This window comes from Collinsella sp. AF29-7AC, from assembly GCF_003475665.1.
Lineage (GTDB): Bacteria > Actinomycetota > Coriobacteriia > Coriobacteriales > Coriobacteriaceae > Collinsella.
In genome coordinates, this window is the sequence record NZ_QRQX01000003.1 from 40880 (window position 1) to 56486 (window position 15607).

Here is a 15607-nt window from a genome sequence, read left to right on the forward strand (position 1 = left end):
TCGCTGACGTATGCTCAGTCTGCAACTCAATTCAGCTCCAAGCAAAAAGGCCGAAGTCCCGAAGGGTTTCGACCTTTGTTTTTCTGCAGCGTCCAAGCGCAGTTTATCTATTCTCGATGCTGCCGATGTTTTTGAGCTCGATGGAAATGAGGCCGTTGGGCTCGTTGACGAACTCGATGTACTCGGAGTTCGAGCCCATCTCGGCCGGAAAGCTGATCTCGATGCCCGTATCGGTACGAATCTTGTGGTTGCGCACGGCCGCACGCTCGACCTGCTTGCGCTCCACGGGCACACGCTCGGGCACCTTCTCTTCGGTCAGCGCCGCGCGTACGCTCTCCTTGATGACCGGCTCGTCCTCAAAGACCTCATCGACGATATCCCAGGGCGGCAGCTCCTCGTCATCCTCAACCTTCTCGGCAACGGCAGCCTTAACCTTAGCGAGCGCTACGGCCGTATTGGCACCGTGCTCCTCGGCGACTTCCTCGACCACGCGCGTCACGGTGTCGATGACCTCCTTGCCCGACACGCCCGTATCGCACTGCAGCAGACCGTCGGGAATGAGCATGCGGTCTTCGCCGGCAATCTTGCGCTTCTTGTCCACATAGCCGATCTCCATGGTGCTCGCACGCACGATGGCATAGCTTGGCACCTTTTGGGAAGGATTCGGCAGGATAGCATAGTGGCGCGCGATGTCGTTGCGTACCTCGCCCTCCTCGCGGCCCACCTCGTGCATAAAGGCCTGCTTGGAGCCCAACAGCATCACGGCAAACCAGCGGGCATCCTCATCGTCGTCAAAGTCGGCCACGAGCACATCGGTGGACTCGGCTTTTTCGGCCTTGGTAAGCTCGGAGGAAATGAACTCCGCAATCTGCTGCGACAGGTCTACGAACTCGCGCTCGCCAAAGAAATAGCCCTTGAGCTCGCCGCCAAACGCAGAGTTCTCGGCAAACGCGGCGCGTTTATTGTCGGCCGAGGTACGTGCGCGGCGCAGATGCGTGGTCACGAAGTTGCGCACGGTACGGCTCTCGATATCGAGCTCGCGCTGGCTCATGACGTTGACAGCCGAGTCAAAGTCCAGGATATGCAGGATAGCGTGGTTGATTTTCATATACGGCATTCCGTTCTAGATCGATTTGAGCACGAATCAGTATAGCGGTCGAGCCCACCCCAAGCGCATCGAAGATTGGTGCATCGGGGACAGGTTGCTTTGCACCAATGGCTAGCGCAGGAGCTCGGACTGCCACGCCTCGAGCTGTTCTGCCAGACTCTTACCGGCGGCGGACATGTCGATCTGGGGTCGTTTGGGCAGCAGTGCGCATTTAAGGATTGCCACGATGGTCTGCGAGACAAAGCGTCGTGTATCCTTGTCGAAACCCTGCGCAGCCTGGAGCATCACGGGCAGGCTCTCGCGCAGATTCCCAGCGATATCCGCAAACCGCTCAGCACCCGTAGCCTCAAACACGGAGAATAACGCATCTACAAAACGCTCGCGCTCGCTAGGCCCCACTGCAAGCAGCATCTCGCGAATGGAGCCATCAACGTATCGAGCACCGGCGGACAGGCGCTCACAGTACACGAAGTCGCGACCATCAACCACCCAGCTAAAGGGATTGTGCTGCAGCAGGCTGAACTCGGTGCTCTCAACGATGGCATAGTCCTCCTGCGTCTCAAACATCATGCCAAAGATCGACGACCGAGGTAGCGTCTTGTCGATTCGACCGGAAAGATCGGCAAAGGCGTTGCCGTTCAGAAACTCCTCGACGAAGCCCGGACCATCATGGGAATACACCCGTTCGATTCGCTCACGGGCAACATCGGAGCACATCGTCGCACCGTACACCGCAAGGTTTCCACCCTTGGAATGACCTCCGCACAAAAGCGGCCCGTCAATCGCATCCGCCGCCTCGTCCACATAACGCGCCGCGGATTCCTGGGCCGGCACAGGACACCGGAATGCCATGTTAAAGTCCTCTTTCCAGCCCACAATCGTGCTGTCGGTCCCCCGGAAGGAAAGATAACTAAACCCCGCCGGAAACCGGAACGCCATGGCTGCAAACTGCTCTGTCGCCACCACATCGCTCACGGCACGATAGCCGCAAACGTGCACGCCACGGTAGCGAGGGCTTGCTGCCACGGCCTCCAACAAGGCCCTGCTCCCCTCTGGGTCCCACAGGTCGCCAATCATGTCCCAGTAGCACTCGGCACGCAGCAGCTCGCGTACGTCTAGGCCCTGCCAGTTCGTCAGCTCCGCCATATCACCCGGCAAACGCAAATAGGACAGCCACGCAAAGACCAGGCTATCCACCGCACAGAACGGCCGTTCCTCAAACGGGTCAAACGCCGTCTGGGCATAGGTCAAAAAATTAGGCGAATCCGACATGGCGCTCCCATCAACTATGGCGCATTGGGGTCAGGTTACTTTGCACCAAAAAGGCGCCCGGACCGTGTGGACCGGACGCCTTTCATTGTAGCCTGTTGCCCAAAAGAGCTGGATTTAGCAGGAGAAGTCGACGCTGTCGATGATGTCCTTGAGGGCCTTGGCGGAGGCGGTGAGCTCATGCTGCTCGTCATCGTTCAGCGGCACGGGGACGCGGCAGACAACGCCGTCGCGGCCAACGACGGTCGGCATGGAGATGGCAAGATCGGACAGGCCATACTCGCCCACCATGAGCGAGGAGACGGGCAGAACGGTCTGCTCGTCACGCATGACGGCGGTGCAAATGCGCTTGACGGCCATGGCGACGCCATAGTAGGTGGCGTGCTTCTTCTCGATGATGGTGTAGGCGGAGTTCTTGACGTCCTCGGCAATGCGCTTCTCGGCAGCCTCATGCTCCAAATGACCGTGAAGCTCGCAGAAGGTGTTCAGCGGAACGCCGGCAACCTGAGCGCTGGACCAAGCGACAAACTCGGAGTCGCCGTGCTCACCCATGACGTAGGCCTGGACGTCGCGCGGATCGACCTCGACGTGGGCGCCGAGCATCTGCTGCAGACGACCGGTGTCGAGCACGGTGCCGGAGCCGATGACATGGCCCTCGGGCAGGCCGGACATCTTGATGGCGGCATAGGTCAGAACATCGACCGGGTTGGAGACGATGAGCAGAATGCCGTCGAAGCCAGACTTCTTAATCTCGGGAATAATGGACTTGAAGATGTTGACGTTCTTGTTGACCAAGTCCAGGCGGGTCTCGCCGGGCTTCTGGGCAGCACCAGCGGTGACGACGATCATAGCGGCGTCGGCGACATCGGAATAATCGCCGGCATAGATCTTCATCGGCTCGGCAAACGTCATGCCGTGCGCGATATCCAGGGCCTCACCCTCGGCGCGGTTCTTGTCCACGTCGATGAGGACCATCTCGGAGAACAGACCGCTCTGCATCAGCGCGAACGCCGAAGACGAACCGACGAAACCACAGCCGACAATAGCGACCTTCTTCTCGTTAACCATTAGAAACTCCCATCTCTCTCCACAAGCAAGCCGCCCGGGAACGACCCGAGCGGCTTGCCGTAATCCCAATATAGCCAATCGGGACTTTGATTATGCGCCTATTCGCAGCCAAAAATCGACCGTTTACCGAAATTGTTTGCAGGATTCGTAAAATAACTGCACGAAATCGGTTTCGAGCTATTGACGAGTCGAAACAGGTTTCTAATACAGACCCGCCTCGCGGATGGCCTCGACAGCCAAAGCAATCTGATCGGGCGGCAGGACCAGCGCCATGCGCACGTGCCCCTCGCCCGAAGGACCAAAGCTCGCGCCCGGCGTCACCACAACGCCGGCCTTCTCCATGAGCTCCTCGCAAAACGCCATGGAATCGGTGCGACCACCGGGAAGCTTGGCCCACACAAACATAGAGCCATGCGCGTTGGGACGCTCCCAGCCCAGGCCCTCAAGACCGTCGCACAGGGCATCGCGGCGCTCCTGGTACTTCAGACGCTGCGCCTCGACCTCATCGCGCGGACCGTTCAGGCAGGCGATAGCAGCCTTCTGGATCGGGAAGAACATACCAAAGTCGATCTGGCCGCGCAGCTTGGCAAAGGCCGAGACCACATCCTCGCGACCGACCAAAAAGCCGATACGCGCACCGGTGACGTTAAACGACTTGGAGAGCGAGAAGAACTCAACGCCCACCTCGAGCGCGCCGGGATACTGCAAGAAGCTGCCGCCCGGCTCGCCGTCGAACACGATGTCGGAGTATGCGTTGTCGTGAACGATGAGCAGGTCGTGCTCGCGGGCGAAAGCGATGATCTCCTCGTAGACCTCGGGCGTGCCCACCGAGCCCACCGGGTTGGCGGGCAGCGACACAATCATGTACTTGGCACGATCGGCCACCTCGGGATCGATACCCGCCACATAGGGCAGGTAATTGTGCTCCGCCACCAGCGGATAGTACTCGAGCTTGGCATCGGCGATCTTGGCACCTGCCTCAAAGACCGGGTAGCACGGATCGGGAACCAGAATGGTGTCACCCGGATCGAGCAGGGCAAGGCCCAAATGGCCAACGCCCTCCTGCGTGCCGTTGCACGACTGCACCATAGACGGCGTAATGCCCGAAACGCCAAAGCGACGCTCGTAGTAATCGCACACGGCTTGCTTGAGTTCGGGCAGGTCGCGCAGGGCATACTTCCACATCTCGGGGTCCTGGGCCGCTTGCGTGAGCGCCTCGACCACGTGGTCGTACGGCTTAAAGTCGGGCGTGCCCACGCTCATGTTGTAAATGGTCTTGCCCTGAGCCTTCAGCGCAAGCAGTTTGTTGTTGAGCGAGGCGAAGACCTCCGCGCCAAAGCGGTCGAGACGCTGCGATGCCTGCATGGTGCCACCTTTCGATATGAAAAACGCGGCGCTCCGACAAGAGCGCCGCGCGATACGGGCCATCAGATTGCAAAAGTGTAACGCTTGCAACCCCCGCATTGGTTCAATTTAGCCAACCTTAGTCAATTGCATTAAGCGCGTCGATCTGCGCAAGCCACAGTCGCGAGCTGGCGTCACTCGGCATACGCCAATCGCCGCGCGGGCTGAGCGTCACCGAGCCCACCTTGGGACCATCGGGCAGGCAGCTGCGCTTAAACTGCTGGGCAAAGAAGCGACGGTAGAACGTACGCAACCACGTGTGGACAGTCTTGACGTCGTAGGCGCCCTCGAAGCTCTTGAGCGCCATGCGGTAGATCTTGCCCGGCTCAAAGCCAAAACGCAGCAGGTAGTAGAGGAAGTAGTCGTGCAGCTCGTACGGGCCCACCAAATCCTCAGTCTTCTGCGCAATCTCGCCGTCGCCCGTGGGCGGCAGAAGCTCGGGGGACACCGGCGTATCGAGGATATCGAGCAAGACCTCGGCAATACGCCCGCCAAAAACATCAGCGGCATAGCGCACCAGATGGCGCACAAGCGTCTTGGGCACGCTCGCGTTGACGGCGTACATGCTCATGTGGTCGCCGTTGTAGGTAGCCCAGCCGAGCGCCAGCTCCGACAGGTCGCCCGTGCCGATGACAAAACCGCCGGCCTGATTGGCCAGGTCCATCAGAATCTGCGTACGCTCGCGGGCCTGGCTGTTCTCGTAGGTCACGTCCTGGACGGTCGGATCGTGCTCGATGTCCTTAAAATGCTGCTCCACGGCTGCATGGATCGAGACTTCGCGAAAGCTCACGCCTAGGTCGCGAGCGAGCGACTCGGCATTGGACTTGGTGCGGTGCGTCGTGCCAAAGCCGGGCATGGACACGGCCGTGATACCGGTGCGCGGCAGGCCCAAGGCGTCGAACGCACGCACGGTCACGAGGAGCGCCAGCGTGGAATCGAGGCCGCCCGAAAGGCCGATGACGGCCGCCTTGGTGCCCGTATGGGCAAGGCGAGTCTTGAGGCCAGCAGTCTGCAGATTGAGAATAGTCTCGCAGCGCTCGGCCAGATCACCGTGGTCGGCCGGCACAAAAGGCGCGCGAGGGAAAACGCGGTCGATATCGCAGGCATCGCGCAGAACAGGCTCTTTGGCCAGCACGCCCTCAAACGAAAACTCAACGGTCGTGGCCTCCAGCGCATCGTCCGCGCGTGTCCACGTCGTCGAGCGACGGCGCTCGGCAACCAGGCGGTCAAGATCGACGTCGGCGATGGCCATGTCGCAGGTAAGCAGCTTGGTCGCGGCGAGCTTGGAGCCGTTTTCGTAGACGAGGTTCTCACCCGCAAAGACCATATCGGTCGTGGACTCGCCCTCACTCGCGTCCGCATAGGCATAGGCGCAGTACAGGCGCGCACTCTGATTGGAGATAAGGCTGCGGCGGTAGTCTGCCTTACCGATAATCTCATCCGAGGCCGACGGGTTGAGAATCACCGTCGCACCGGCAAGCGCCATCTCGGTCGAAGGGGGCGCCGGCACCCACAGGTCTTCACAGACCTCAACGCCCAGCACCATATCCTCGGCACCTTCATCACAGCAGCGGTAGACAAGCCCCGAACCCAGCGGGACCGGACCCTGACCGGCAAATTCAACCCACACGGGATCCGCAGGCGCCGGAGCAAACCAACGGCGCTCATAGAACTCGCCATAGTTGGGCAAATACTTCTTGGCCGTGAGGCCCAAAAGCTCGCCCGCACAGCACACGGCCGCGCAGTTGTAGATGTTTTCGGCCACCGCAACGGGAAGGCCGACGGTAAAGACAATCGGCAGCTCGCGGGTTTCATCGAGGATATGCACCAGAGCAGCCTCGCAGGCATGCAGCAATGTGCGGTTATGGAACAGGTCGGCCGCGGTATAGCCGGTTAGGTTAAGCTCGGGCAACACCAGCGCGCGAACGCCACGCCCGGCAGCATCGCGAACAGCCGCCAGCGCAACCTCGGCATTGCCCTCAACATCGGCCACGCGAATCTTGGGCGAGGCCGCTGCCACGCGCAAAAAACCGTCGTTCTCAACTTGACCGTTTAGAAAATCGTTCATGCGAGCTCCAGCACATCCGTTAGCCGCAACGAGCGGCGACGATATAGTCCGCCTCCATTGTACTGTCAAGTTCAATCAGCACAGATGGGACAAGCTCATGATTAAAATTGGAAAAGAGAAGCCGGGATGACGTTTAGCAGTAGAACGAGATCTCGTCCACAAGGAAAAATGCCTTCCATTTAGAGCAAATCAATTCATGCTGAGCGGCGATGATTTCACAGAGGTCATCAAGCGTGCTCCGGGGGATCTTCGCTTTGTTATTAGCGACAATGCAGCCACCTCTTCGAGTCAGCCAGATTTTGGCCGAGTTATCTGAAGGCGCCCCCTTGCAAACATGGACATGGATTGGCTCGCCCGCTTCATTGGACCAAAAGAAGACCCGATAGCCGCCAATAAGAAAAAGGCTAGGCAACTTTAGCTCCTCCGTTTGCGGCGTAGCGATACAGCAGATGGGCGTTATTGCTCAGAAAAGTCTCAAAACCTCGCTTCTCCTCGTCGGTAAAACGCCCCTCCCACATGGTCCAATTGTAAGAAGGCAGCTCGCAACGAGCGGAGTCGAAACCCTCTGCCGTCGGTCGTTCAAAATGCACGATGACCTTTTCGATATCGCCATCTGTGATCAGGTCAGAATGAATGACCTCGGTACCATCTTCGAATGTCATATACGGGTACATCACGTAAACCACCTCGCAATCATTAATTCAGTTTAGCATCAAGCTAGTGCACCAATGATAGCAAGCCCCCTTGATGAGTTGATGGCATCTGTTGCCAGCACGATCGACGGCGGTCCGGATTGTTGGGCCCCGGCCATAATCGACCGCCACGAAGCGTTCATCCGCAGGTGCGTGGCATAGCGCCTAGAACACTAGCTGAGACAAGGACACTATCGCTGGCATAGTGAACATAGACAGAAGGGTGGTAACACAGACTGTTCCACATGCATATCGATAGTCCTTATTATGCTGCTGGGCAAAGATAGCTACATTCGCGCCGGTGGGGGTCGCAGCTGCAATCAGCAGCGCCATCTTAATTGACCTATCACATGGAAAGAGACATAGGAACAGGAGCGAAAGAATCGGAATGACAAGCAGCCTGACCGATGAGACGGCAAACAAGCTTTTCGCCCTCAGGAGCGCCATCAAATCAGACTGAGCAAGATAGATACCGAGAGTCATCATTGCTAGCGGAGTGTTGAGCCCCGAGATATACGAAAGCACTGACTGTGCCAGAGGGACCGTTGGGACACGAAGGATAAAAATCAAGAAACCGCCCAATAAAGCCATGACCATTGGACTTGTCAGGATCGCTTTAGGACTCATACATTTTTTAGACCCCGACAGCAGATACTGCCCGTATGTCCATTGCATGGCATTGAGAAGAGCGATCATGCACGTGATGAAAAACACGGCATCTTTTCCAAGCGCCGCTTCAACAAGGGGTATTCCCACAAATCCAGCATTCGAGAATGCCGCAGCAAAAATGTCGATGGGACGGCCCCTGAACAACAGGCGGGCAACAACGCAAGCGAGCAACAACATCGCCGCCGACAGCATTAAGGTCATTCCCAACTCATACATCCTCTGAAACGAATACTCGATCCAAAATGATTTGAGAATGATTGCGGGAATCACAAGGTTGATGAGCAACTTTCCGAATTCTATTGCAGCCTGCTCGCTCAATATGCCCAAGCGGTTTAGAGCGTAGCCCATTCCCATGAGCAAAAACATGATAAGGACTTGTTGGATGAGAGGTTCAATGATTGACACAATACATGCTCCGTATAATCCTGACCGGTTCATCTACCACGATGGTCTATAGCGCCTGCTATAGCGCGGCACCGACCGCCTGAATGATTCGCGCAACGAACGCATCGGCAACCCCGCGCGGCGTTCGCGAGTTGTAGGTTTCAAAATACTTGCCGTAGTCTTCCTGAGGCACAAGGTAGTTGCAGTACGTGTTCGCATAGCCGATAACAAAGACGTTGTATTGGCTAAACGCCCTCTTAAAATCCAAGCCTAATGTGCTACACGTATCGCATGGCATCGTGATAAAAATGCAGTTACCAATTACCGCAAACTGGCTCGGAAGCTCAAGCTCGATTTTCCCCATCGAGAGCTTAAGCTGTTGCCGCTTAAGGAGAAGGTCTCGCATCGGGCTCGCATCCATAGCCTCTATCCGATTGGTCATCTCGATCCAATCCGGATCTGTTTTTGCATCGTAGACACTCTTCATGCTGATAGAGCCCCAACGCGGAGTATCAACTCTGAGTGCCGCGCGCTCACGCTTGGATTCAATTTGAGCGCAAAGTTCGTTAGCCGTACGCTCGAGTTCGGCAACTCCCTCCCCTTGCCGATAGAAACGCGTCGACACATCCCCGCACGTTCCGTTGACGCAAAGTACAGGACAGCCATATTTCCTCTCCAAACGCTGCCTGACATGCCCAATCAAATCAGCAGAGAGGACGGCGCTTTTCCCATTAAGGATGGTAGGATGAGCGGACATGAACAGCATTTTTCCAATTGGGCGACCACCTTGAGCGTCCTCAAACGAGAAAATACTTACCTGTTTATCGGCCGGACCGCCCTGAACATTTCGATTCCCGTACAGTCCCTCGATGCCTAACATCTCCATCGATACGGTCGCCTTCGACCTGGACGCCCATGCAGATACCGCCGCCTCGGTAGCCAAGCCAATCAAATCACTCGTCAATTCGGTTTCAGGTAACGTGTCCTCGTAGGCAAGCTTAAAATAGCATGGTGCAGAATGGGTATGAATGCATGCGACGACGATATTGCTCGAATCGATGCCCGTTTTTGACGATACGGCGTTCTTGACCGAAAGGGAAAAATCTTTCGACACCATTATTGAATCGAGCTCGATAAGAATAAACGGGACAAGATCAACACAGACAGCGCTAGCGTTGACCTCAATAGGATCAAGAACATCCGTCCAGGCACCTTTTCTGTTGTAGCCGCCCATGCGGCAAGGAGACTGGGGTGTTACGTCAATCTTCGAGATTCCAAACTCTATGTTCATTCCAACTCCAACTCTTCGCGGCACACGCCGCCCAAACATCGGAAATAGAAATACAAAAAGAGAAGGGCGTCATGGACGCCCTTCCAATGCGTCCTGCCACACGCAGGCCGTAGAAAACTTAACGCTCGGAAACGGGACCATTCTCGAGCTCATCCGCCGTAAAGCCCAGGAAATACGTGCCCAAGGCGCTCACAAGGAAGCCTGCACCAGCAGCGATTCCAAAGTTGATGAGATTCTGGGTCCCGCCGCCCGCAAACGCGAGGAACTCCAAGAAGTTAGATGCCGCGCCGGCAGTATAAACCGTGGCTCCGAGAGCGATTGCAAGCGCACCGGCAACAAAGGATCCGATAATCTTCCAGACAAACACGCGGCGATAGCGCAGCATCATGCCGTAGATGAAAGGCTCGCCGACGCCTCCGACAATGTTTGCGACCAAATAGCCGAATGCCATGCTCTTCTCGTCTTTATCGCACAGCTTGAGCCAGGTCGCCACCTCGCAGCCGAAGGTCGCCCAAAGGCTAACGCCCGTCGCAACCAAAACAAAGCTGTCGGTTCCCACAGTCATATAGTTAGCGATGGCAATCATCGCAACCGCCACATGCATGCCGGTAATAATCATTGGGCACCAAAGACCCGCCAGAATACCTCCTCCGAGGATGGCGGCGATACCACCGGAAGTACCAAGGAACTCAAAACCGGCGGCGAGGGCATTACCGGCCCATGAACCAACAGGGGCGAGAGCGCAGAGAGACACAGGAACAGCGACGACCATGGTAAGGAAAGGCGCGAAAACCGTTGAAAGGGTATCTGGCACATATTTGCGGAAGAAGCGCTCGATATAACTCATCGCCCACACGGACAGAAGAATGGGAAGGACCGTCTTTGTGTAGTTTGCGGCGACGCAGGGAATGCCATAAACGGAGAACTGAGCTCCATCGGTCGCAAGCTGAATCATGGTCGGGTCGATAAGAATGCCGCCCATAAAGGCACCGAGGACAGGCGTTACGCCAATGTTCTTAGCCGCATTATAGCCAAGGTAGATGGGGATAAAATAGAACGCTGCGTCATAAACCATGTTCATCAGAACATAAAGGTCGCTTGTGTCGGACAGCACGCCCGCCATCGTAGGTCCCAGCACCACCGCTACGGTCTTGAACAGGCCAGCACACATTAGGACGGGGATCATAGGCACCATGGAGCTTGACAGGTAGTTGAGGATGTTATTGCCAATAACCTTAGGTGTGAGCTTCTGCTTAGGAGCATCAAGGTTCTCGTCGATGGCGTCCTGCTTGGCAAAGCCGCCGATCTTGCAGAGCTCGTCATAAACCTTGGGCACGTTTTGGCCCACGATTACCTGGAACTGCCCTCCGGAGATTTGAGCACCCAACACACCGCCAATCTTCTTCACTTCTTTGATATCGGGGGCATCGATATCTTTGAGGTTAAAACGCAGGCGCGTCATACAGTGCGCAACAAACGTCACGTTCTCCTTGCCACCGACGGCCTCGAGCACGTCCGCGGCGATTTTCTTATTGTCAGTCATAGCTGAACTCCCTTGCTTTTCTGTCTTCCCGTTTGCGCACACGCGAAGAACCGATTACGGCAGGCCTGACACGAGGCAAATCGAGAAAAGCAAGAAGAAGACAAAAACAGAAGAGCCCCAAAGCACAAAGCGGACAGGGAACTGTCTACGTCATGCTTCGAGGCTCTTCTCGAATAACACCTTATGTGACTATGAAACTACATCCAACAGTTGCTTTTACGAAAGTCGAAACCGGCCAACGGTCAAACTTCAGCGGCGAGCGGTCGATTAGGACCTAGATCCCGCGCAGACGCGATTGACGTGGAGCATCAGGTAGACCTTCTCTTCATCGGCGAGCCCGGCGTCAAAGCGCTCTTCGATAAGCGCGGCCATGCGGTCGACGCACACGGCCACGTCGGGATGCTGCTCGCAGAGCGGTCCGTAAAGCGCGCCGTTCTCCGTGTTGAGGGGCTCTCCTGTCTGCACGCGTTCTAACAGGTAGCGCACGTGCGTGGCATAACGGCAAAAGTCAAAGCCGTCGCGGTCCACGCAAACCCCCAGCTCGGATTCGATAATCTTGGTGAAGCTCTCGAGCATCACCTCGTCCTTACGCACCGTATTGGATTTGGCCTTTGAAGACGAGGCGACCACGCTGTTGACGATACAGAGCGCGATACCGCTCGCCTCCCCCCGCGGCATCTTGACGTTGAAGCCGCGATTGATGCCCTCGATCGCGAACTTGGCGATCTTGTACTCAATGGGGTACATCTGCTGCACATCATAGGAGAGCGGCATCTGCACAAACATATGCTCGCGGCAGCGTTTGATGGCAAAGGCGATATGGTCAGCCATGGTAAAGGGAAGGTTTGCCGAGAGCTCACGCGAGATGTTGGAACGGGCGATATCGGCAATCTGGGCGGAGAACTCCATCACCTGAGGATCGATCTCGTCGAGCAGCGCTAGGTAGCGCGAGTCGACACCGTAGAAGGTTCGCTCGATCTTATCGAGTGTGACCTCATCGGGGCCATTGGGAAACCCGATACCGCGGCCAATTGCCACGAGTTCACGGCCCTTGGCGTTTACGCAGATAACCGTATTGTTGTTGATCCGCTTGAGGATTTTCATGACGCTCCCTACCCGGCGCAAGCACCAGCGCCGCGAGCTCGATTATTCCACGGGAATTCAAATCCGGTCAACCTTCCTTCCGACAACCGGACGATTCTCCCCGTCTCCCCGTCTTCATTTGACAAGCTTGAGGAGAAGCTTCGCGGCTTTGGTGAGTTGGTGATGTTGCGGGCGAGTCCATCTTCGGTCCACACGAGATGGGTACCCTTGGGGCTAAACAACTTGTTGTAGCACTAAACGAACCGGGAGGGCCCCGTATGACAACCAAGTACACCGACGCGCCGCGCACGCGCGTCATGACACCGGCCGCGCTCAACAACGGCGTGCACGAGAACCATTCCATCGGACAGACCATGGCCATTGCGCCCAAAAAGGGCCTTTTCGACGACATTTCCATTCCCCAGATCATCGCCGGCGCCGCAGCTGCCGCCACGAGCGTGGCGCTTGCTTCAAAGATCGGCATTGCCGGCTCGGTGATTGGTGCCGCCGTGAGCTCAGTCATCACTGTTGTGTCCTCGCAGGTCTATCGCCACTTTATCTCCGCCAGCGCCGAAGCAATCAAGGGCACGCATGCCGCTGTCGACTACCCTACCGGCGCCTACGAGCCCGTTGAGCCCAATGTCGAGGAGCACCTAGGTGGCGCCGCAACCACGCAGGAGATGCGCCAGGTTGCGGGACGCGCGACCACGGCGCGCGTCGCTCCCAACAGCCTGCGCGCCAAGGCGGCGGCTGAGCGCAGCCAGACGCAAAAGAAGGTCATCGTCTTCTCGATCGCTATCGCCATCGTCGCGGTCATCGCCTGCGCCGGCGCCATCCTTATCACCACTGCCGGTGAGGGTCTGGGCGAGCGTCCCGAGCCAATCCTGTCGTCGCGCACGACCGAGAGCGATGCAAATGGCAACACCCAGTCGCAAGATCAGCAGGCACAGACGGACGATACGCAAGACAGTTCTACCTCTGCCAATTCGTCCTCGAACACCCAAAACCAATCGCAGGGCGTCGATTCCTCTGCGAACAACAGCGGCACGCAATCCGGCACGACTGACTCAAGCCAAACGACTGACGGCTCTCAACCGAGCACGGGCGACCAGGCGAATGGCAATACACCGAGTACGGGATCTACCGACAACAGCAACACCAACAGCTCGAGCGGAACCGCGTCCGGCACGGCATCTGACAGTTCAAGCCAAGGCACGACATCGGGCAACTAGGCACTGCATCCCCAGATAGGCAACCTGTATAACGGGCGCGAATCGACAGCGGTTCGCGCCCGTTTGCCTTGGGCGCCGCCATGGCGAACGCTATGCGATGGTAAGATGCTTTACATGTGTAAAGAGGAGATTTGCCATGAGCAAGACAATAGTTAGGCCCACGCTTTCGCTGGGCAACCACATCTATCTGTATCGCCTGCTACGCGATGCGATTGGATGCGGCAAGCAAACGTTTATGACGCAGGTCGAAGAGGCTCTCGCCGTTGGCGACATGACTGCTTATGACCTGGGCTTCGAGTCCACGCGCGAGTTGCTCGAGGAACTCGACGACTGCATTAAGCTGACTGTCTTTAAGGGCGGTCGCCTGTATGCCACCGTCATCGCCAACGAGGCATGGGATGCCGCACTTGCCAAGGGAGAGGACAAGCCCAAGGCTGCCAAGGGAGCCAAGCAGTCGTACAAAAAGAAGAAGCGCGGTGAGAAGGACCTCAAGGCTGTGCGCCCCAAGCACGTAAAGCGCACCGAGCCGGAAGCCATGGTTGAAGCCGTGCCGGAACCCGAGCCCGAGACAGAGATCGAAGTCGCTATTGAGGTGGCAGCAGAAGCCGAAACCGAAATCGCCGCCATGACCGATCCCGAAGTCATGTCAGAACAGGAAGCCGCTGCGGAGCTCAACGAGGCTCCCAAGTCGACAACCGAAGAAGCCGCTGACCAATCCGAGACGCCTGCGTTCCAAAACAGCGATGTCTTTGGCGACGAGGCCGAGGACAATCAACCCGACGAGTCCGCCGATCAAGACGCTACCGAGTCGACGCCGGAACCCGAGACGCCGCAGCCTGCCATCTCGCTTACGGTCGTCTATGACCCCGAGAACGCCAACGCTGGCATCACCACCATGGCATCCACGCCCATCGAGGCAAAGTCGAGCGTCGAGAATGAGAACGCGACGCAGGTTGAGGTTGAAACCGCAGTTGCAGACGCACCCGTCACCGTGAAGCCCGCAGATTCCGAGATCAAGCCGAAAGTAACGCCGGAGCCCGCACCCGTCATCGAATCCATGCCCGCCGCCGCTTGCGACCAAATACCCGCATCCGCACCGGCTTCGCTACCCGCAGCGGCCCCAGCCCCCGCACCTGCAGCGCCCGCCATCCCCAAGGACTTCCCCGTCGATTTCGCAACCGAGGTCTTCTGCCCCGGCCCGCTTCTGCACCAGTTGTCGACCTATCTCCCCTACGGCGCCGACACGCTCGGCATCGTCGGCGAGTACTACTGGATCGCCCGCGAGCGCGGTACCATCGAGGCCGCGCGAAACCGCACAAGCTTCCCCCTGCGCTACACGCAGGCCGGCAAACGTCAGGAAGTCACCGTCCGCATTCGCCGCAACACCACCGGCGGCCTCGGAGCCACCTGGGCCATCGACAAGGTCGAAGCCCCGGTCGAGTAAAAAACGGCCTCGGATAGCCAATTGACCATCCGAGGCCGTTTGAATTCAGGCCTTTTAGTTGTCATCGGCGCATATAGACGCCAGAGAAGCAAGCTCATCCTCAAGTTGCGGAGCAAAGTATCTAAAAGAAACCTGCGCTCCAGTCGGTATCGACTCAATCATATTCGCAGCATTATCTGAAACTCGGTACGATGCAGTTTCACCTGTCTTCAAATCCTCTATTGAGCAGACAGCGTCTTCAGCATCAATCGACCTAAGCACGCCTTTTCCTTGTAACATCACATCGGCATGCCCGCCAGCTATTTCTAATGAACCTGAGTCTGTCGCAGTCACTTCTCCGGAACCTCCGCGC

At 57.4% G+C, this 15607-nt stretch carries 14 protein-coding genes; 2 read left to right on the top strand and 12 right to left on the bottom strand.

The features are described from left to right. Positions 1-103: 103 nt before the first annotated feature. The 11 genes from DWZ15_RS01695 to DWZ15_RS01745 all read right to left on the bottom strand — a co-directional run bounded on the left by DWZ15_RS01695 (position 104) and on the right by DWZ15_RS01745 (position 12600). A complete protein-coding gene (locus DWZ15_RS01695) occupies positions 104-1108 on the bottom strand; it encodes a nucleoid-associated protein (RefSeq protein WP_117583913.1) in 1005 nt (334 codons plus the stop codon). Between the two features lie 111 nt (positions 1109-1219). Continuing rightward, on the bottom strand, positions 1220-2380 hold the full coding sequence (locus DWZ15_RS01700) for an Mbeg1-like protein (protein ID WP_118448998.1): 1161 nt from the start codon (positions 2378-2380) through the stop codon (positions 1220-1222). Positions 2381-2494: 114 nt separating this feature from the next. Further along, entirely contained in the window at positions 2495-3445 is a 951-nt protein-coding gene (locus tag DWZ15_RS01705; RefSeq protein ID WP_006234343.1) for an L-lactate dehydrogenase, read from the bottom strand. Positions 3446-3646: 201 nt separating this feature from the next. Further along, positions 3647-4810 (bottom strand): pyridoxal phosphate-dependent aminotransferase, encoded by a 1164-nt coding sequence (locus DWZ15_RS01710; protein ID WP_006234344.1) that lies wholly within the window; start codon positions 4808-4810, stop codon positions 3647-3649. Positions 4811-4928: 118 nt separating this feature from the next. Then, a complete protein-coding gene (locus DWZ15_RS01715) occupies positions 4929-6917 on the bottom strand; it encodes an NAD(+) synthase (RefSeq protein ID WP_118449001.1) in 1989 nt (662 codons plus the stop codon). Between the two features lie 133 nt (positions 6918-7050). Then, positions 7051-7329 (bottom strand): DUF4160 domain-containing protein, encoded by a 279-nt coding sequence (locus tag DWZ15_RS10880; RefSeq protein WP_117635420.1) that lies wholly within the window; start codon positions 7327-7329, stop codon positions 7051-7053. Continuing rightward, positions 7322-7591, bottom strand: a complete 270-nt coding sequence (locus tag DWZ15_RS01725) for a hypothetical protein (protein WP_117635421.1) — start codon at positions 7589-7591, stop codon at positions 7322-7324. The genes DWZ15_RS10880 and DWZ15_RS01725 overlap by 8 nt, the downstream gene beginning before the upstream one ends. A 183-nt stretch (positions 7592-7774) precedes the next feature. After that, positions 7775-8683 (bottom strand): AEC family transporter, encoded by a 909-nt coding sequence (locus DWZ15_RS01730; protein WP_158550973.1) that lies wholly within the window; start codon positions 8681-8683, stop codon positions 7775-7777. A gap of 58 nt (positions 8684-8741) precedes the next feature. Next, a complete protein-coding gene (locus DWZ15_RS01735) occupies positions 8742-9953 on the bottom strand; it encodes a hypothetical protein (protein WP_118449004.1) in 1212 nt (403 codons plus the stop codon). 118 nt (positions 9954-10071) lie between these two features. Continuing rightward, complete coding sequence (locus DWZ15_RS01740; RefSeq protein ID WP_117635424.1) at positions 10072-11496, bottom strand: PTS transporter subunit EIIC; 1425 nt, start codon at positions 11494-11496, stop codon at positions 10072-10074. A gap of 267 nt (positions 11497-11763) precedes the next feature. Beyond that, complete coding sequence (locus DWZ15_RS01745) at positions 11764-12600, bottom strand: PRD domain-containing protein (protein ID WP_117655301.1); 837 nt, start codon at positions 12598-12600, stop codon at positions 11764-11766. A gap of 257 nt (positions 12601-12857) precedes the next feature. Between DWZ15_RS01745 and DWZ15_RS01750 the strand changes: the two genes are divergently transcribed. Together DWZ15_RS01750 and DWZ15_RS01755 are read left to right on the top strand one after the other, a co-directional pair. After that, positions 12858-13811 (top strand): hypothetical protein, encoded by a 954-nt coding sequence (locus DWZ15_RS01750; RefSeq protein WP_118449007.1) that lies wholly within the window; start codon positions 12858-12860, stop codon positions 13809-13811. Between the two features lie 136 nt (positions 13812-13947). Then, positions 13948-15255: a hypothetical protein gene (locus DWZ15_RS01755; protein ID WP_118449009.1), complete on the top strand. Its 1308-nt coding sequence runs from the start codon at positions 13948-13950 to the stop codon at positions 15253-15255. A gap of 54 nt (positions 15256-15309) precedes the next feature. Here the strand turns inward: DWZ15_RS01755 and DWZ15_RS10390 are convergent, their stop codons facing one another. After that, positions 15310-15588 (bottom strand): hypothetical protein, encoded by a 279-nt coding sequence (locus DWZ15_RS10390; RefSeq protein ID WP_158572475.1) that lies wholly within the window; start codon positions 15586-15588, stop codon positions 15310-15312. Positions 15589-15607: the final 19 nt, after the last annotated feature.